25 protein-coding genes are annotated in these 17,646 nt (G+C 66.6%); 19 read left to right on the top strand and 6 right to left on the bottom strand.

Annotated features, from left to right (window positions below):
- From N5C25_RS01970 to N5C25_RS01915, 12 genes are all read left to right on the top strand, one after another.
- Entirely contained in the window at positions 1-591 is a 591-nt protein-coding gene (locus N5C25_RS01970) for a hypothetical protein (protein WP_279936241.1), read from the top strand.
- Positions 588-809 carry a sigma-70 region 4 domain-containing protein gene (locus tag N5C25_RS01965; protein WP_279936240.1) on the top strand — a complete coding sequence of 74 codons (222 nt, stop codon included), beginning with the start codon at positions 588-590 and terminating at the stop codon, positions 807-809. The genes N5C25_RS01970 and N5C25_RS01965 overlap by 4 nt, the downstream gene beginning before the upstream one ends.
- Positions 806-1,027: a hypothetical protein gene (locus N5C25_RS01960; RefSeq protein WP_032962321.1), complete on the top strand. Its 222-nt coding sequence runs from the start codon at positions 806-808 to the stop codon at positions 1,025-1,027. The genes N5C25_RS01965 and N5C25_RS01960 overlap by 4 nt, the downstream gene beginning before the upstream one ends.
- Complete coding sequence (locus N5C25_RS01955) at positions 1,024-1,206, top strand: hypothetical protein (RefSeq protein WP_279936239.1); 183 nt, start codon at positions 1,024-1,026, stop codon at positions 1,204-1,206. Before N5C25_RS01960 ends, N5C25_RS01955 begins: the two co-directional genes overlap by 4 nt.
- On the top strand, positions 1,199-1,459 hold the full coding sequence (locus N5C25_RS01950; RefSeq protein WP_279936238.1) for a hypothetical protein: 261 nt from the start codon (positions 1,199-1,201) through the stop codon (positions 1,457-1,459). The genes N5C25_RS01955 and N5C25_RS01950 overlap by 8 nt, the downstream gene beginning before the upstream one ends.
- Positions 1,456-1,746, top strand: a complete 291-nt coding sequence (locus N5C25_RS01945; protein WP_279936237.1) for a hypothetical protein — start codon at positions 1,456-1,458, stop codon at positions 1,744-1,746. The genes N5C25_RS01950 and N5C25_RS01945 overlap by 4 nt, the downstream gene beginning before the upstream one ends.
- A complete protein-coding gene (locus tag N5C25_RS01940) occupies positions 1,743-2,387 on the top strand; it encodes a hypothetical protein (protein WP_279936236.1) in 645 nt (214 codons plus the stop codon). Before N5C25_RS01945 ends, N5C25_RS01940 begins: the two co-directional genes overlap by 4 nt.
- Positions 2,384-2,584, top strand: coding sequence for a hypothetical protein (locus tag N5C25_RS01935; protein WP_279936235.1), 201 nt, complete (start codon positions 2,384-2,386; stop codon positions 2,582-2,584). The genes N5C25_RS01940 and N5C25_RS01935 overlap by 4 nt, the downstream gene beginning before the upstream one ends.
- A 137-nt stretch (positions 2,585-2,721) precedes the next feature.
- The gene (locus N5C25_RS01930; RefSeq protein WP_279936234.1) at positions 2,722-2,988 is read left to right on the top strand and encodes a hypothetical protein; all 267 of its coding nucleotides are present in this window, start codon (positions 2,722-2,724) and stop codon (positions 2,986-2,988) included.
- Positions 2,985-3,167: a hypothetical protein gene (locus tag N5C25_RS01925; protein ID WP_279936233.1), complete on the top strand. Its 183-nt coding sequence runs from the start codon at positions 2,985-2,987 to the stop codon at positions 3,165-3,167. The genes N5C25_RS01930 and N5C25_RS01925 overlap by 4 nt, the downstream gene beginning before the upstream one ends.
- Before the next feature lie 11 nt (positions 3,168-3,178).
- On the top strand, positions 3,179-3,397 hold the full coding sequence (locus tag N5C25_RS01920; protein ID WP_065183319.1) for an AlpA family transcriptional regulator: 219 nt from the start codon (positions 3,179-3,181) through the stop codon (positions 3,395-3,397).
- Positions 3,398-3,650: 253 nt separating this feature from the next.
- Positions 3,651-4,133 carry a hypothetical protein gene (locus tag N5C25_RS01915; protein ID WP_058980302.1) on the top strand — a complete coding sequence of 161 codons (483 nt, stop codon included), beginning with the start codon at positions 3,651-3,653 and terminating at the stop codon, positions 4,131-4,133.
- A 14-nt stretch (positions 4,134-4,147) separates the two neighbouring features.
- Here the strand turns inward: N5C25_RS01915 and N5C25_RS01910 are convergent, their stop codons facing one another.
- The gene (locus N5C25_RS01910; protein ID WP_262213184.1) at positions 4,148-4,609 is read right to left on the bottom strand and encodes an isoprenylcysteine carboxylmethyltransferase family protein; all 462 of its coding nucleotides are present in this window, start codon (positions 4,607-4,609) and stop codon (positions 4,148-4,150) included.
- 145 nt (positions 4,610-4,754) lie between these two features.
- Between N5C25_RS01910 and N5C25_RS01905 the strand changes: the two genes are divergently transcribed.
- The 6 genes from N5C25_RS01905 to N5C25_RS01880 all read left to right on the top strand — a co-directional run bounded on the left by N5C25_RS01905 (position 4,755) and on the right by N5C25_RS01880 (position 10,038).
- Positions 4,755-6,767 carry an alpha/beta fold hydrolase gene (locus N5C25_RS01905; protein WP_279936232.1) on the top strand — a complete coding sequence of 671 codons (2,013 nt, stop codon included), beginning with the start codon at positions 4,755-4,757 and terminating at the stop codon, positions 6,765-6,767.
- An 84-nt stretch (positions 6,768-6,851) separates the two neighbouring features.
- Positions 6,852-7,724: a glyoxalase III HchA gene (gene hchA, locus N5C25_RS01900; protein WP_279936231.1), complete on the top strand. Its 873-nt coding sequence runs from the start codon at positions 6,852-6,854 to the stop codon at positions 7,722-7,724.
- A 5-nt stretch (positions 7,725-7,729) separates the two neighbouring features.
- Entirely contained in the window at positions 7,730-8,434 is a 705-nt protein-coding gene (locus N5C25_RS01895; RefSeq protein ID WP_279936230.1) for a PA1136 family autoinducer-binding transcriptional regulator, read from the top strand.
- Positions 8,435-8,521: 87 nt separating this feature from the next.
- Positions 8,522-8,758, top strand: a complete 237-nt coding sequence (locus N5C25_RS01890) for a hypothetical protein (RefSeq protein WP_279936229.1) — start codon at positions 8,522-8,524, stop codon at positions 8,756-8,758.
- Between the two features lie 59 nt (positions 8,759-8,817).
- Positions 8,818-9,045, top strand: a complete 228-nt coding sequence (locus N5C25_RS01885) for a hypothetical protein (protein WP_227200225.1) — start codon at positions 8,818-8,820, stop codon at positions 9,043-9,045.
- Positions 9,046-9,183: 138 nt separating this feature from the next.
- Positions 9,184-10,038, top strand: a complete 855-nt coding sequence (locus N5C25_RS01880) for an endonuclease/exonuclease/phosphatase family protein (RefSeq protein WP_043399271.1) — start codon at positions 9,184-9,186, stop codon at positions 10,036-10,038.
- A gap of 19 nt (positions 10,039-10,057) precedes the next feature.
- Here N5C25_RS01880 and N5C25_RS01875 read toward each other — a convergent pair whose 3' ends face one another.
- Positions 10,058-10,321 carry a hypothetical protein gene (locus tag N5C25_RS01875; RefSeq protein ID WP_021203970.1) on the bottom strand — a complete coding sequence of 88 codons (264 nt, stop codon included), beginning with the start codon at positions 10,319-10,321 and terminating at the stop codon, positions 10,058-10,060.
- Positions 10,322-10,461: 140 nt separating this feature from the next.
- Between N5C25_RS01875 and N5C25_RS01870 the strand changes: the two genes are divergently transcribed.
- On the top strand, positions 10,462-10,839 hold the full coding sequence (locus tag N5C25_RS01870; RefSeq protein WP_279936228.1) for a VOC family protein: 378 nt from the start codon (positions 10,462-10,464) through the stop codon (positions 10,837-10,839).
- Between the two features lie 41 nt (positions 10,840-10,880).
- Here the strand turns inward: N5C25_RS01870 and N5C25_RS01865 are convergent, their stop codons facing one another.
- The 4 genes from N5C25_RS01865 to N5C25_RS01850 all read right to left on the bottom strand — a co-directional run bounded on the left by N5C25_RS01865 (position 10,881) and on the right by N5C25_RS01850 (position 17,622).
- Positions 10,881-12,302 carry an efflux transporter outer membrane subunit gene (locus tag N5C25_RS01865; protein ID WP_279936227.1) on the bottom strand — a complete coding sequence of 474 codons (1,422 nt, stop codon included), beginning with the start codon at positions 12,300-12,302 and terminating at the stop codon, positions 10,881-10,883.
- Positions 12,296-13,033, bottom strand: coding sequence for an SDR family oxidoreductase (locus N5C25_RS01860; RefSeq protein WP_279936226.1), 738 nt, complete (start codon positions 13,031-13,033; stop codon positions 12,296-12,298). Before N5C25_RS01860 ends, N5C25_RS01865 begins: the two co-directional genes overlap by 7 nt.
- A gap of 64 nt (positions 13,034-13,097) precedes the next feature.
- Positions 13,098-16,268, bottom strand: coding sequence for a multidrug efflux RND transporter permease subunit (locus N5C25_RS01855; protein WP_099494590.1), 3,171 nt, complete (start codon positions 16,266-16,268; stop codon positions 13,098-13,100).
- Positions 16,269-16,395: 127 nt separating this feature from the next.
- Positions 16,396-17,622, bottom strand: a complete 1,227-nt coding sequence (locus N5C25_RS01850; RefSeq protein ID WP_019661223.1) for an efflux RND transporter periplasmic adaptor subunit — start codon at positions 17,620-17,622, stop codon at positions 16,396-16,398.
- Positions 17,623-17,646 lie beyond the last annotated feature (24 nt).

The following is a 17,646-nucleotide window of genomic DNA, read 5'->3' as shown; positions in this document are numbered from 1 at the left end:
GTGCTGGCCCGCGTTTCCAACATCGAGGCGTTCCGGAAGTGGCGGGACGCCGACGACCAGCCGGTGGCAGACCTGGTGCGCTACATCACCGTGGATCAGCCCACCAAGGCGATGCTGGCCGGTACCGCGTTCCACGATGCTCTGGAACACGCGGTGCCGGGCGACTACGACGTGCTGCAGGCGATGGACCACACGTTCCACCTGCCGGACTGCGAGCTGGTGCTGCCAACTATCCGCGAGGTTCGCGCCTATGGCGAGTACGGCGGCCTGACCGTGACCGGCAAGGTGGATTGCCTCGACGGCAAGCGGGTGGACGACCACAAGACCACCAGCCGGTTCGATGCCGAGCGGTATCTGGCCGGCTACCAGTGGCGGTTCTACCTGGATCTGTTCGGTGCCGACGTCTTCCGTTGGAACGTGTTCGAGCTGAAGGAGGTCGGCGAGCTGGAGTACCGCGTCTCGCCGCCGCAGCTGCTGGAGGTCACCCGCTACCCCGGCCTCCACGACGACTGCATGCAGCTGGCGCTCGACTACCTGGCATTCGCCGAGGAACACCTCCCTGCCAACTATCGCGCTGAGGTGGCCGCATGAAGGGCCTGAACTACGTCTACCCGCACCGGGGAACGATCCGTGGCGGCAAGGCCAAGGCGGCGCTGTTCGCCCGAGTGGTCGAGGGCAAGAGCTACACCATGCGCCAGATCGCCGAGCAGCTGGGCGTTTCGCTCACCACCGCCGACACCAGGGTGAAGCGTGGCCCCTACCCGCTCACCTGGGAGAACCTCAGCAAGTCGCGCCTGGAGCAGCCATGAAGACCTGCACGAAGTGCGCGGCCCGGCTGCCGCTGCGGTTCTTCCCCCTGATCAACGGCAAGGCCACCGCCGCGTGCGCGCCCTGCCGGAACACCGAGCGCCGCCTGCACGACCCGCTGCGCCCCCTGCGCCGCGACCCGCTGCAGGTGCGCCTGAACAACCTTACCAACCTGTGGCACGGGCCAGTGCGCCGCGTGCCGCTTCGGAGCCACGCATGAGCAACGACACCCCCTCTCAGAAGGTCACAGCTGCGGCCCGTGCACTGTGCCTTCGCGCCTCGGAAGCCTGCAATGTCGACTTCGAGGACAACTGGAAAATCTACGGGCACGAGTACATCAAGGACGCCGAGGCAGCGCTGGTGGCTGCGGGTGTGATCGCGGTGGCCAGCCATGGGTGAGTACGCCGACATGATGATCGACGGCGACGTGTGCGAGGGCTGCGGCGTCAACTTGCCGGGTTGTGGCCAGGGGTTCGCCCGCTACTGCCGCCACTGCCAGCCGACCAAGGCAGAACGCAAGGCCGAGAATATCGCGCGCCACACCGCCGAGCAGGCCCGCAAGAAGAAGGTGCCCTGCCCCACCTGCGGCCGTCGCGTGCGCCAGATCGGCATGGCCGATCACCAGCGCGATGCCCACGGGGTGAAGCCATGACCCACCACCGCTACGACCGCCGGCTGCCGAAGCGCACCGAGGGCTTCGCCTGGGGCCGGTCCATCGACAAGGTGCTGGGCGGCCACGTCCTCACCTACCGCCTGTTCCGCCGCGACCTGGCCGGAAAGCTGCACATCGAGACGCGGACGTTCCAGATCAACGACCACCGCCGGCACATCGCGCTGCAGCTGCTGATCGCACGCCGCCAGCTGCGCGAGCGCGTCGACGCCATCGGCTATGCCCTGATCGAGGCCGAACAGGCCTCCCAACTGCAGGAGGTTGCATGAATACCAACGACAAGACCCTGGCGAACGTGCAGCCCGGTGGGAGGGTGAGGCTGGGGGATCAGCTGCCGCCGCTGCCGCAGATGGGCTACGAAGAGCGCGGGACCGGCATGGGTCCGCATGACGTGTACTACACGCCCGTTGCGTACACCGCCGAGCAGATGCGGGACTACGCACGCGCCGCCCTCTCCGCCCAGCCCTCCCCGGGTGGTCAGGATGCGCTGCTGCCGTGCCCTTTCTGCGGCGAGTCACTGACCATCAACGGGGCCGGCGACGGAGTGCATCCGCGCGATTCAGATTGCATCCTCGCTCAGCATGTTGTCGTTGCAGATCACGCCCCGCACGCCGCAGCGTGGAACCGTCGCGCCCTCGCCGCCCGCCAGCCGGTGGGGGAGGTCATTGCATGGCATTGGCCCAGCACGGGCGTCGTGTGCAGTGCAGAGGCAGTCAACCGCGACCGCGCGCCGACTGACAACGCGGTTCCTCTCTACGCCGCCCCGCCCGCGCAGGCCGTGGACCTGGGGCAGCTTCGGGCCTTGGCGCGCAACTGGATCATCGGCTATGGGGGCACCGTGGGCGAGGCAAGGCGCGCTTGCGCCGACGAGCTGCTGGCCCTGATCGACGGCAAGGCGGTGGGCAAATGAGCGCCGACAGCGAGCAGGCCCCGCCACGATACGTGGTGCTGAAGGCATCCGGCAGTCGGTACGCCTACGTCAACGACACCCACGAACGACGCACGGTGACGCGCTGGGACATCCTGAAGCCGAACGGCTGGGACAAGGCTGAGCTGCAGTGCAAGCGACTCAACGAAGAGCATGAGCGAGGCCAGACCAATGGCTGACCAGCTGCTCACCGCTGCAATGGTCCACGTGTTCGCCCTGGCCGGGTTTGCGGCCGGCATCGCCACCCTGTGGGCGATAAGCCGCGCATGCCGCGCCGCGCGCAATGGGCTGCGCTGGTGCTGGCGGAGGTGCGCTCATGGCTGAGGCAATCGACCACCGCAAGGTCGGCCGGCAGCTGGCGAGCATCGAAGGCGTGAACCTGGAATCCGCCTCGGCGGCAACGCTTCGCCTGTGGGATGCCCGTGGCCTCGCCTTGATGGCTCTGGCACGTGGCGACAAGGTCGAGGCGGAGAAGGTGATGCGCCCGTTCAAGCCAGCAACCCGGATGTGCGGCGGCTGCGGCGAGACGGACCCGAGCAAGCGCTGCCTTGGCTGCCTTCACGACTTCGGGGAGCCGCGATGAACGCCCAGCTCTTCCCCCGCGAACCGCGCCGCATGAAGCAGCCGGCCAAGGACGTGCTGCGCGAGCAGCTGGTGGTCGCGGCCGATGAAGTGATCCGCCTGCGCGCAGGGGTCCTGCGCCTGCGCGATGCAGCAACCCAGGCCACCGAGCAGCTGCGCGCTGCGCTGGCCACGAACTGAAGGAGGACAACATGGCTACCGAGCCGCTCGTTTTCATCAAGATGCCCGAGGTCAAGCGCCGCACGGGTCTGGGCAAGACCACGATCTATGACCGGATCAGCGCCGGCACGTTCCCGGCGCCTGTGCCGCTGGGCGGCAACGCGGTAGGCTGGATCGAGGCTGAGGTGGATGCCTGGCAGGCCGCCCGGGTCGCCGAGCGGGATGGAATTGAACCCGCCAAGGCTGCTTAGAGTGGGGGTATTGCTGGGGGTATCGGTTTCGGACACCAGCACCAACCACCTTCACCATCAACAAGTTACGTTCACATTGCGGTAGGGCCCACCTCCACCATCTGTATGGCCTGTCGAGGCCACAAGAAGCCGGATCTCCCGTCAACTGGGGTTCCGGCTTTTTTGTGCCTGCACGTCGCGGAGGATGTGTGGCGCATAATCGGGATGACACCTCCAACAGCCCCTCACCCCGCGATCGCCAGAAGGATCTGCCATGAAAGCCCCCCTCGCGATGTCCCTGCTCCTCACTGCCCTGGCCGCAGCCCCAGCCACGCACGCCTCCACACCCACCATCGCGCCGCCAGGCACCGCAACGTTGGAAGCCCTGCTGTCCTGCAGACCTGGCTCCAACTTCAGCGAGGCCGAAGCCATCGATGCCCTGCAGGCAGCCGGCCTGGCCAAGAAGCCGGGCGGTACATTCGAACCGGAGGACAACCCGGTCGCGCTGTTTGGCGGCACGGCCACCAGTGCCGATGTGAACGTGGCCGAAGGCGAGAAGAGCCTCTTCGTGTACTTGAACGGTGTCGATGCCAAGCGCCTGGCCAAGGCCTGGTCGGTGACCGAAGTCAACGAGCACGCCGATACCGAAGAACCGTCGTACGCGAAGCGCATCGACAAGCGCCATACCCTGCACGTGATCGCGGGTGACGACTACGAGGGCTATTCGGCCGCAGTGAAATGCCAGATCAGCCGCTGATGGCGTAGCCAACGCTACAGCCAGCGCGGCACGCGACGACGGTACTGCGCGTACGCCTCGGGAAAGCGCGCCATCAGTGCCCGCTCCTCCGGCAGGATCTGCAACCGGGTGATGTACGCCAGGAACAGCGGGACCACCATCAGCGCGATCAGATGCTGCAGGTACACCATGGCTCCCAGCAGAACCAGCGCCTGGCCCAGATACATCGGATTCCGTGTGCGGCGGTAGACCCCGCTGGTAACCAGCACGCTCGAGGCCGAAGGTCGCAGAGGATTGACGGTGGTGCCTGCTCGCCGGAAGGAGACCTTGGGCAGCAGGTTGAGCACCACACCGAGCGCCATCGTCAGACCCGCCAGTAGCGCCGGCACCGGTGCCCGAAAGGCAGAACCCGGCCACAGCCTGCACGCTGCATAGCCGACAGCTGCACACAGCAGCATCACCACGGGCGGGGGAACACGTGTTTCCAGCCAGGTCATCACGATCACCAAGCACGTTCCACCACAGTGTCACACGGGAATGCCCGGATCGCACGGCGGACGCATCGGCCAGGCCCAATCCGGCCAGTGGATTCCACTTTGACAGACCGACCGCTAGAGTGGCGCCTCCGCGCAGGAGGATCGCATGGCTACCACGGGCTTGGGCTTGATCGGCCGCACGACCCTCATCATCACCGCGCTGCTCAGCCTGGGAGGTTGCGCGACGCTGCGGCAGTTCGGGCCTTCGGTGCAGGTCGCCTCGGTCACGCCCGGCCAGTACATCGCGCTCAAGCGCGGTGACATCCTCACCTCCGGCAAGCTCAGTGCGGCGACCACGGAGACGCTGCGCGTGGCCGGCCTTGATGAAGGTGTCTGCGCCAAGCCCGGCCTGCCCTGCATCGAAGCGATGGAAGCCAGCATCGTCGTGCGCGAGGAGGACAAGCGCTCCAGCCTGGCCGAGCTGTGGCTGCAGTATGCGATGACCCTGCCGGCGCCGAAGCGCGAGTACTCCGCCTCGGGTCGCGCCAAGACCGCAATCAACGAGTTGGATGCCGACTTCCAGCCGCGCCTGGACGCATGGATGCAGGTCGCGCGCCAGGCCTACGCCTACCTGTTCTTCACCGAGCGCACCGCCAACCAGCGCGGCTTCGAAGACCGCCAGACCCAGGTGCGCGACTATTACAACCTGGCCGTGCAGGAGGCGTCGGTGCAGCTGTACGACGCCTACGCCACCGGGCGCGTGCACAACGATGCCAACCATCTCCAGCTGGGCCGCTGGACGTTCGTGCTGGCCCCTCCAGGGGAAGCATCGGCGTTGGGCGAGCGTACACCGACCGAACTGGTACCCGCCGCCTCGCTGTCGTTCACCGGCACGCTGCGCAGCGTGCACCGCCGCGATGGCTTCGGTGCCGAACTGGTGGCCGTGATGGATGACCCGGCCGCAACCACGCCCAGCACTACGCCGGCAGCGGCGCAGGCAAGCCCTTCCGCCACGCAGAGCTGGAGCGAGATGCCTTCGCCATCGATGACGGTGCTGCTGCGCTTCTCGGGAAAGAACCTGTGGGAAGTGCTGCACGATGACGAGCCGGAGCTGGAGATCCACGATCCCTACCAGGTTTCGGAAGTAACCCTGCACGGCCAGCAGGTGCCATTGGCGGCCAACTTCACCGCCGGCTATGCGTTGTGGCTGGCCCGTTCCAATTTCAGCCGGCAGTCGCTGCGCTCGCTGTTCGGGGGCAAGGGCGGCATCGACACACCGCATCTGTACATGATGCAGCCCTACGATCCCAACCGTCGCGTACTGCTGATGATCCATGGCCTGGCCAGCAGTCCGGAAGCCTGGGTCAACGTGGCCAACGAACTGCTGCGCGACGACGAGATCCGCCAGGATTTCCAGGTCTGGCAGTTCTACTACCCCACCAACATGCCCATCGCGATGAGCCACGATGCGATGCGCCACACGCTGGATGAGGTGTTCAAGCATTTCGACCCCAGCGGCAAGGCGCAGGCTTCACATGACATGGTCCTGGTCGGGCACAGCATGGGTGGGGTGATCGCGCGGTTGATGGTTTCCTCTTCCGGCGATCATCTGGTCGATACCCTGCTGGCAACCGCGCAGATGACGCCGGCACAGCGTGAACTGCTGCGCACCAAGGGCGCACCGGTGCTGACCTTCCTGCCGGAACCGGCAGTGTCGCGGGTGGTGTTCATCGCCACGCCACACCGCGGTACCGATGTGGCGGGCACCCGCCTGGGCCGCTGGATCGGTCGCCTGGTGCGGTTGCCGCTGACCGTGCTGGAAGACGTTGCCACCATCGCCAACGACGGCCAGATCGACCGCACCGACGGCAAGCACGGCTACCAGATGAACAGCATCCAGAATCTGGACAAGGACGATCCCTTCGTCCGCGCCGTGGCAGGCCTGCCGATGTCGCCGAAGGTGCACTACCACTCGATCATCGCGCGGGCAAAGGCCGATGGTCCGCTGGGAAAGACCAGCGACGGGCTGGTGCCCTACTGGAGCTCGCACCTGCCGCATGCGGATTCGGAGAAGGTGATCGTCTCCGGGCACAGCGTGCAGGAAGCCACGCCGGCCATCGTCGAACTGCGGCGGATCCTGCATGAGGACATGCAGCAACACGGGAACCAGGCCAATTAGCCGTGGGCAGCTGAGGGAAATCCCTCATCGCGCGTGCGCACCCACCCTCCTATGCTGGCCTCACATTTCCCGCAGGAGGTCTGCATGAACACGCAAGAGCCCAGCCGCCAGCCCAGCCCCGACCCGGCCGAGCACGATGCCTTCTTCCCGTCGCCCTACTCGCTGTCACAGTTCACATCGCCCAAGAGCAACCTTTCCGGTGCCGACTACCCGGATGCGCGCCGCGATGGCCGCTGGAAGGTGCTGATGATCGCTGCCGACGAACGCTATCTGCCAACTGCCAATGGCCACCTGTTCTCCACCGGCAACCATCCGGTGGAGACCCTGCTGCCGATGTACCACCTCGACAAGGCCGGCTTCGGCATCGATGTAGCCACGCTGTCGGGCAACCCCGCCAAGTTCGAGTGGTGGGCATTTCCAAACGAGGACAAGGAAATCGGCGGGCTGTACGAGCGTTATGCCTCGTGCTTCCGCCAGCCGCTGCCACTGGACGAGGTGGTTGCCGGGCTCGATGCGGATTCGGACTATGCTGCAGTGTTCATCCCCGGTGGCCATGGCGCCCTGATCGGACTGCCGCAGAGCCGCGCGGTGAAGTCCGTCCTGCATTGGGCGATGGCCCAGCAACGACACATCATCACCCTTTGCCACGGTCCGGCCGCCCTGCTGGCTGCGGGCGTGGACGAGGCCGATGGCGGTTCGCTGTTCCGCGGCTACCGCATCTGCGCCTTCCCCGATGCGATGGACCGGCAGACGCCGGAGATCGGCTACATGCCTGGACAGTTGCCGTGGTTCTTCGGTGAGCGCCTGGCACAGCGGGGCGTGCAGATCGTCAATGACGGCATCGATGGCAGCGTGCTGCAGGACCGCCTGCTGCTGACCGGCGACAGCCCGTTGGCTGGCAATGCGCTGGGCAAACTGGCTGCACGCGCCCTGCTCGACGCCCTGGCCGGGCGCTGAGCCGGATGACCGAGCTGGTGGAGGCGCTGCTGGAGCTGGAACGCGCCCGTTCGCTGAGCGCGGTGGGTGCAGTCCTGCGAGGCATCGCGGCACCGCTCGGCTTCGACCGCGTGCTGGTGTTTGCCACCGGCACCGGGCTGGAGCGAGGTACGCAACGCGTGTACTGGATCGAGGGCGACTGGTTCGGCGATGGCAGCGATACCGACCTTGCGCGCTACCTCCACGCCTGCCCCGTCAATCGCCACGTGCTGGACAGCAACGCGCCGTTCTTCTGGAGCAAGCGCCTGGGCGTTCGCGGCGAGCGCTACCAGGTGGTGATGCAGCCTCGCGGCGAAGGCCTGCATGGGCTGCAGGTGCCGGTGTTCGGCATCACCGGCCTGGAAGGCGCGGTCAGCGTTGCCGGTACGTCAATCGACGCGTCGGCCAACGCGCGCCTGCGGCTGGAAGCTGCTGCAACCGCAGCATTCCGGGCCGCGCGCCGTCTGGCCGAATCGCCTGCCGAGCGTTCGGGAAGCGCACTGAGCAACCGCGAGCGCGAAGTGCTGCGCTGGGTTGCCGCCGGGCGCCGGCAAGCTGAGATCGCGGCCACGCTTGGGCTTTCCACGCGCACGGTGGAGAACCACCTGCGCCACGCGCGGCAACGGCTGGGTGTGGCGACCACCGCGCAGGCAGTGCGTGCCGCCAGCCGTCGCGGCGAGATCGAAGACTGATCGCGGCGAGGCACTTCCGGAGCTCTGGTTCGCGCGTTACACACGCCATGCGCATGTGCGCGATTGCAGAAAGCAAGGATGATGCTTATGAAACTGCAACTGGCCGCGATGGCCGCATTGATGTTGGCATTGGGTAGTGGGATACCGGCGACTGGCCACGCGGCCGGGTCCCCCGGATCGACGACCGATTGCGTGCGCGTAAGACTTGGGCCCAACCTCGTGCATCAGCGCTGCACCGTCACCCGCACTCTGGCAGACGGCACCGTTTTCACGTCGGTGTACTGGATAGACGAGAACGGTCAGTGGTACCTCCCGGCAGACTGATCTGCATCGGACACCGACTACGGCTACAAGGAGTGTGATCAATGACGCTGCACAATCGAATGACCGCTTTTTCTTTCGCTGCAGTAGTTGCACTTGCGGCCCTGGTGCCCTCGCCGCCGGCGAATGCAGCCGAAGAGGTCGGCCTGCAGGAGGAGTGCGTGCCCTTCCGCATCAGCGGCAACGTGTTCCACCAGCGTTGCACGCTGTACGTGGTCCATGACGACGGCACCCGCGTGGCCAGCGACCACTACAACCGCGACGAGAACGGGATGATCTACGACCCCTGATCGGGCAAGGGGCATCTGCCGGGCGGAGCGTCCAGCGCCCGCCCGGCGTCTCCAAGTCGCCCGTCCCGGCATACCACTGCCCCCGCCTTCCATGGCATGCTCCATGAAACCGTTTTCATGGGATGGAGGGATTCCACGATGTTGTCGCGTTTCCGTCGCCCGGCGCTGAGTGCGCTGCTGGCGCTTGCTCTGCCTGCCGTTGCCTGGGCGGTCACGCCGGCGCCGTTGAAGGTGATGTCATTCAATGTCCGTACCCCGGCTGACACCGAGCCGGGCAAGCGCTGGCCCGACCGCCGTGATGCGATGGTCAAGGTGATCCTCGACGCGCACCCGGCAGTGATCGGCACCCAGGAACTGGTGAAGGAACAGGCCGACTACCTGTCAGGGCACCTGCCCGGCTACCGCTGGTTCGGTGAAGGCCGCCGCGGTGGCAGCGGCGATGAGCACATGGGCGTGTTCTACGACAGCAAGGTGCTGGCCATCGAGGAATCCGGCAACTTCTGGCTTTCGGATACGCCGGACGTCCCTGGCAGCATCAGCTGGGGCAACCTGTACCCGCGTATGGTCACCTGGGCCCTGTTCCGGCGCCTGGACGATGGCCGTCGCTTCTACTTCCTCAATACCCACCTGCCCTACCGCGACGAGGACGAACCGCGCCGGGTGAAGGGTGCCGAGCTCATCGGCAAGCGCCTGCAGGCCATGCCGGACGACCTGCCGGTGGTGTTGACCGGTGACTTCAACAGCGAGCCCGGCGGTGACACCTACAGGGCGTTCACCCGCCTGCTGCAGGACACCCGTACCCAGGTGAAAACACCGCAGGGTCCGCGCCCGACCTTCCACGACTTCACCGGCAAGGCCACCGTGCAGCTGGACTGGGTGCTGGTGCGTGGCTTCCGTGCGCGCAGCTTCCTTACCGATGATCGTCGCATCGACGGCGTGCTGCCGTCGGATCATTTCCCGCTGGTGGTCGAGCTGGACTGGCCGAAGCCCTGAATTCCCGCGGCAGCCGTGGCTACGGCGGCGGCTGCCGCGACAACAGCCGGTACAACGCCTGGTGCTGGTTGCGCGCCTGGCAGATGCGGGCGCCGACGGCAAGGAACACGGCGACACCGATCAGCCCGAGCCCCAGCATCGGATCGGGCAGTCGCAGGAAACCGATCGCAGCGGCCATCGTCGCCAGCACCAGCAGCACAACGACCGCCACCGAAAGGCCCGCACCGGGTGGCCCCGGGTCGCCAAACAGCATGCGCTGGGTATCCCGCCTGTCATCGCTCATCGTGTGTACTCCCTGGAATCTGCCCCACTAGTTACACGGCGGACACGGCTTCCGGCAGAGTCAGAAACGTCACGACTGTGACAACGTCCACAGCAGACGCCGCGCTACCCTGCCCCTGTTCCCGAACTGTGGAGAACGGCATGGCACACCAGAGTCGCCTGGCCGGTTTCATCATCGATTGCGAGGGCATTCCCGCCGACGAAGGCGCCCGCTTCTGGGCCGCCGCGCTTGGCCTGCAGGCGCAGCCCGCCCGTGCCGAAGACGCCGCCGAGTACGCCGACCTGCTCGGTGCTCCGGCGGGCCTGGACGTTGAAGTCCAGCGCGTCGATCACCCGTCACGGGTGCATCTGGACATCGAGAGCGACGACATCGATGCCGAAGCCGACCCCCTGGAGAAGCTCGGCGCGCGACGGATAGGCTTCGTCAAGCGCTGGTGGGTGATGGAAGCACCAACCGGCCATCGCTTCTGCATCGTGCGCATGCGCGAGCGTGAGGTACCGGCCAACCACTGGCCCTGAAAGAACAAGGGGACGGAAGCCACTGCCTCCGTCCCCTGCGGTTACTGCGCCTGCGCCACGCTTGGCGGCTGCGGTGATTGACCCCAACCACCCAGCGCCTTGTACACACCCACCACGCTGACGTTGACGTCGGCCTCGGCCGCCGCCAGCGCATCATCGGCTGCCAGCTGGGTCCGCTGCGCGTCCAGCAGGGTCAGGAAGTCCTCCGATCCCTCGCGATAGCGGATCTGCGCCAGCGATTCGGCACGCCGAGCCGCCTGCGCCTGCTCCACCACGATTGCCAACCGTGCCTGCTGCTTGGAATAGCGGGTCAGCGCGTTCTCGGTGTCCTCCAGGGCGAGCAGTACCGCCTGTTCGTACTGCGCGGCCACGCCTTCGGCTTCAGCCTTGCTGGCACGCAGGCGCGCGCGTACGGTGCCGAAGTCGAACGCGGCCCAGCTCAGCGAGGGCGTCAGCGACCAGGCCTTGTTGTTGCCATTGACCAGGCCACTGGCATCGCCGCCGAGGAAGCCGACGAAGCCTGACAGCGACAACCGCGGGAACAGGTCCGCTGTGGCCACGCCCACGCGTGCGGTCGCGGCAGCCAGGCGACGCTCCGCCACGCGCACGTCGGCGCGTTGGCGCAGCAGCTCGCGGGTATCGCCCAGCGGCAGTGCCTTGGCGAATGCCGGGACTTCCTGCGGCGCCAGCATCGCCGTCAGCACTTCCGGGCGCTGGCCCAGCAGCACGGCCAGCCGGTTGCGCGACTGCGTCTCGGCTACTTCCAGCAGCGGGATATCGGCCTCGATCGCCTTCAGGCGGGCGCGGCTGCTCTGCACGTCCAGTTCGCTGCCGGCCCCAAGTTCCCAGCGTGCTTCGGTCAGCTTCTGCGTATCGCGCAGGTTCTCCAGCGTGTGCTGGGCGACTGCGATGCGCTTCTGGGTGCCACGCAGTTCGAAGTAGTTGCGCGCCACTTCAGCGGCAACCAGCACCTGCGCGTCGGCCAGGTTGGCCTGCTCGGCGTCCAGGTCGGCGCGCGCGGCTTCTGCAGCACGGCGCTTGCGGCCGAACAGATCCAGCTCCCAGCCGGCGTCGAAGCCGAGCTGGTAGCTTTCACTGAACACCCGCTGCCCACCCAGCTGCGGATCGGGTTGCTTGCGGCGGTCGTAACTGCCGCCTGCGGTAACGTGCGGCGCCTGGTCGAAGCGGCTCTCGACGAAGACCGCGCGAGCCTGGCTGACACGGGCCACGGCCACGCGCAGGTCCAGGTTGTCCGACAGTGCGCCGTGCACGAGCTCTTCCAGCACCGGATCGTCGAACTGCGCCCACCAGCTGGCCACCGGCGAGACGGAACTGAAGACCGGCTGCTGCGCCCCCTGCAGCACCACCGGCTCCTGTACCGGGGCCTTGTAGTTCGGGCCGACGCTGACACAGCCTGCCAGCACCAGGCTGGAGACGGCCATCGCCAACGTGCGGATCACCATGGCAGCACCTCGCCAATGTAGGTGAAGCTGCCGCTGGCACCGGACTCACCGATCAGCGCCATTTCAACGCTGGAACGCGCGCCTTCACTGATTTCGATCTCGCCGTTGCCGCCGTTCATGTCGGTCTTGACGTAACCCGGATGCACGGTATTGACCTTGATCGGCGTGTTGCGCAGTTCGTAGGCCAGGCTCAGGGTCCAGCTGTTCACCGCGGCCTTGGAGGCGTTGTACGCCGGGATCTTGAAGTCATAGATGCCCGAGGAGGGATCCGCGTGCAGGGTCTGCGAACCGAGCATGCTGGACACATTGACGATGCGGCCGGACTTGGCTTGCTTGACCAGCGGCAGGAATGCCTGGGTGACCGCCACCAGCGCATAGACGTTGGTGTCGAAGGTGCGCTTCCAGGTGTCCAGCGATTGCTCCGACGGCGCCTGCGCGGGATTCTCGATCATGATGCCGGCATTGTTGACCAGGATGTCGAGGCGGCCATGGCGCTGGCGTACCTGCTCGACCGCTTCGGCGATGCTGGCCGCGTCGGTCACGTCCAGTTGCAGGGCTTCGACCGGCAGGCCTTCAGACTGCAGCTTCAGCGCCAGCTCAACGGCGGTCTCACGCTTGCGACCGGCCAGCAGCGTGTGCACGCCCGCCTGGGCCAGCTGGCGCACGGTTTCCAGGCCGATGCCACGGGTGGCGCCGGTGACCAGCGCGATCTTGTTCTGATGGGTATTCATGGATTCATGCCTCGTGAGGGAAAAGCCGCCGCCGGCCGGTAGCCGGCGGCGGCGGGGTTCCATGTCAGTGATGGATGGTCGGTTCGCCATGCTGCACCAGCTGGCCGCCACCGTTGCGGGTAACCAGCTTGCGCAGTGCCACGTAGAACACCGGGGTGAGGAACAGGCCGAACAGGGTCACGCCCAGCATGCCCGCAAACACGGTGATACCGGTCACCGAGCGCACCTCGGCGCCTGCGCCGTGCGACAGCACCAGCGGCACGGTGCCGGCGATGAACGCGATGGAGGTCATCACGATCGGGCGCAGTCGCAGGCGGCAGGCTTCCAGCGCGGCTTCAACGATGCCCTTGCCGCCCATCTCCAGCTCTCTGGCGAATTCGACGATCAGGATTGCGTTCTTGCACGCCAGGCCCATCAGCACCACCAGGCCGACCTGCACGAACACGTTGTTGTCACCACCGGTCAGCCACACGCCGAACAGCGCCGACAGCAGGGTCATGGGCACGATCAGGATCACCGCCAGCGGCAGCGACCAGCTCTCGTACAGCGCGGCCAGCACCAGGAAGGCCAGCATGATCGCCACCGGGAACACGATGAAGGCTGCCTTGCCCTGGGTCGCCTGCTGGTAGCTCAGGTCGGTCCATTCGGTGGTCATGCCCACCGGCAGCACTTTGCCGGCGATCTCGGTCAGCTTGGTCATCGCCTCGGCCGAGGACAGCAGGCGCGGGTCGGCCTCGCCGGCCAGGTCCGCTGCCGGGTAGCCATTGAAGCGCAGCACCGGATCCGGGCCGAAGGTCTGCTTGATGGTGACCATCGAACCGATCGGCACCATCTCGCCACGATCGTTGCGGGTGCGCAGCTTGCCGATGTCCTCGACCGTCTCGCGGAACGGACCGTCGGCCTGGGCGATCACCTGCCAGGTACGGCCGAACTGGTTGAAGTCGTTGACGTAGGCCGAACCCAGGTAGGTCTGCAACGTGTCGAACAACTCAGTGAGCTGCACGCCCTGTGCCTTGGCCTTGACGCGGTCCACCTCGGCATCCAGCTGCGGTACATTGGCCTGGTAGCTGGAAATCGGGAAGGCCATGCCCGGGGTCTGCGCAACGGTGCCCTGCATCGCCTGCACGGCATTCTGCAGTGCGCCGTAGCCCAGGTTGCCGCGGTCCTCGATGAACATCTGGTAGCCGTTGCCGTTACCCAGGCCGAGGATCGGCGGCGGCATCATCGCGAACGCGAAGCCCTCCTGCAGGCCAGCGATCTTCTGATTGATCTCGGCGTTGATCTGCGCGGCAGTGCGGCCATGGCGCTCGGCGAACGGCTTGAGCGGAATGAACGCCACACCGGTGTTGGGCGTGTTGGTGAACTGCAGTGCATTCAAACCCGGGAACGAGATGGTGTGGGCCACGCCATCGGTTTCCTGGGCGATCTTGGCCACCTTGCGCAGCATTTCGTCGGTACGCGCGATCGACGAGCCTTCCGGCAGCTTCACGCCGGCAATCAGGTACAGCTTGTCCTGGGTCGGGATGAAGCCCGGCGGCACCAGCTTGAAGATCACGCCGGTACCGACCAGCAGGATCGCGTAGACCACGAACACCGCACCACGACGGCCGAGGATGCGGGCCACGCCACGTTCGTACTTCTCCGAGCTGGACTTGAAGAAGCGGTTGAACGGACGGAACACCCAGCCGAACAGGCGGTCGATCAGGCGGCTCGGGCCGTCCTTCGGCGCACCATGGGCCTTCAGCAGGCGCGCGGCCAGGGCCGGCGACAGGGTCAGCGAGTTGATCGCCGAGATCACCGTGGAGATGGCGATGGTGACGGCGAACTGCTTGTAGAACTGGCCGGTGACCCCCGACAGGAACGCCATCGGCACGAACACGGCACACAGCACCAGCGCGATCGCCACGATCGGGCCGGACACTTCGCGCATGGCCTGGTGTGCCGCCGCAGTGGGCGACAGGCCTTCCTCGATGTTGCGCTCGACGTTCTCCACCACCACGATCGCATCGTCGACCACGATGCCGATCGCCAGCACCAGGCCGAACAGGCTCAGCGTGTTGATCGAGAAGCCCAGCAGGTACAGCGCGGCAAAGGTACCCACCACCGACACCGGCACCGCGATCAACGGAATGATCGACGCACGCCAGGTCTGCAGGAACAGGATCACCACCAGCACCACCAGGGCGATCGCTTCCAGCAGCGTGGAGACCACGGCCTTGATCGAGTCGCGCACGAAGATGGTGGTGTCATACACCGCTTCGTACTTCACATCGGCCGGCATGGTCTTCTGCATCTCGTCCATCGTCGAGATGACCTGGTCGCGGATTTCCAGCGCGTTGGCACCCGGCGACTGGAAGATGCCGATACCCACCGCGTTCTTGCCGTCCAGCTGCGACCGCAGGGTGTAGTCGCCCGCGCCCAGTTCCAGGCGGGCCACGTCGGACAGGCGCACGATCTCGCCATCCGTGCCGCTCTTGAGCACGATGTCGCCGAATTCCTTTTCGGTCTTCAGCCGGCCCTGGGCATTGATGAGGGTCAGGAACTTGCTGTCCGGCAGCGGTTCGGCGCCGAGCTGGCCGGCCGACACCTGCACGTTCTGCTCGCGCATGGCGCGCACCACGTCGCTGGCGGTCAGGCCGCGCGACGCCACCTTGTCCGGGTCCAGCCAGGCACGCATGGCGTAGTCGCCGCCACCGAAGATCTGCGCGTCACCCACGCCCGGAATACGCGCCAGCGCATCCTTGACGTGCAGGCGCGCGTAGTTGCGCAGGTACAGAGTGTCGTACTTGCCTTGCGGCGAGGTCAGGTGCACCACCATCAGGAAGGTGGGCGACTGCTTCTGCGTGGTCACGCCCTGCCGGCGCACGTCCTCGGGCAGGCGTGCCTGTGCCTGCGCCACGCGGTTCTGCACCTTCACCGCCGCCGCGTCCGGGTCGGTGCCCGGGCGGAAGGTGACGGTCATCTGCAGCACGCCGTCCGAGCCGGCAACCGACTTCAGGTACATCATGCCTTCGACGCCGTTGATCGCCTCTTCGAGCGGGGTAGCAACGGTCTCGGCAATGACCTTGGGGTTGGCGCCCGGATAGACCGTGCGCACGACCACCGACGGCGGCACCACTTCGGGGTACTCGCTGATCGGCAGGATTGGAATCGTGATCAGGCCTGCGGCGAAGATCACGATCGACAGCACCGCCGCGAAGATCGGCCTGTCGATGAAGAAGCGGGAAAAGTCCATGGAGGAATTCCTGGGAAAGGCATTCGGCGGGCAACAGCCGCCCCGCCCCTCGCCAATATGACGAAGGCAGGGAAGACTGCCGCTGGCGCCGGCAGCTAAGCGGGGACGCGGATCAGGAGCGGGCGGATCAGTGGTTCAGCGCAGCGGTGGCATCGCGGCCCGGTGCGGGCTTTGCGGCCGGTGGCTGCATGGCCACCGCCTTGGCCTGCACCGGCATGCCCGGCATGAAGACCTTCTGCACACCGTCGATGATGACCTTGTCACCGGCGGCAAGGCCGTGCTCGACAATACGCAGGCCATCGGCGGTGCGGCCGAGCTGGATGTCGCGGCGCTGGGCCTTGCCATCCTTGTCGACCACATAGACGTACTTGCGGTCCTGGTCGGTCAGCACGGCCTTGTCATCGATCAGCAGGGCCTGGAACTGGCCGCTGCCAAGCAGCTGCACGCGGGCGAACAGGCCCGGTGTGAACTGGCGGTCGGCGTTGTCCAGCAGCGCACGGACGCGGATGGTGCCGGTGCTGCGCGCCACCTGGTTGTCGAGGAAATCGACCTTGCCCGAGTGCGGATAGCCCTCTTCCCCCGACAGGCCGACCTTCACCGGCAGCTCGCTGTCCCGCTCGCTCGGGCGCTCGCCCTTGCGCGCCATCTGGGCGTAGCGCAGGAAAGTGCTCTCGTCGGCATCGAAGTAGACGAACACCGTGTCCAGCGAGACCAGCGTGGTCAGCACGCTGGCGCTGTCGCCAGCAGTGACCAGGTTGCCGGCGGTGACCATCGCGCGGCCGGCACGGCCGTCAATCGGCGCGCGCACCTTGGTGAATTCCAGGTTGAGCCGGGCTGCATCCAGGGCCGCCTGTGCGGCCTGCACGGCAGCCCCCGCCTGGTCGGCAGCCGCGCGACGCTGCTCGGCGGTCTCGGTGGAGATCGCCTGCTGCTCGGACAGCCGCTTGGCACGCTCGGACTCGCTGCGGGCCAGGCTGGCCTGGGTGCGGGCACGGGCCAGCTCGGCGGCTGCGCGGTCGTACTCGGCCTGGTAGCTGCGGGCGTCGATGGTGAAGAGCACATCGCCCTTCTTCACTTCCTGGCCTTCGACGTAGTTGACCTTGTCGATGTAGCCGGACACGCGCGGGCGCAGTTCAACGCTCTGTACCGCTTCGACGCGGCCGCTGAACTCGTCCCACTGGCTGACCTGCTTGACCAGCACCGGCGCGGCGCTGACCTGCGGCGGCGGCGGTGCACCGGCCTCTTCGGCATGGCCGCCGCTGCAGGCCGCCAGCACGGCCGCGGCGAGGATCGACACGCCAACCATCGCAATGCGATGGCCGAAACGATGTGGGGTGGTATTGGGGGAAGTCATGGCATGCATCCGTACGGAGGGGTG

The sequence above is a fragment of the Stenotrophomonas sp. GD03958 genome (assembly GCF_029839005.1).
GTDB classification, from domain to species: Bacteria; Pseudomonadota; Gammaproteobacteria; order Xanthomonadales; family Xanthomonadaceae; genus Stenotrophomonas; species Stenotrophomonas hibiscicola.
Note: the sequence above shows the minus strand (reverse complement) of the source record. Positions and strands in the feature narration are given on the sequence as shown.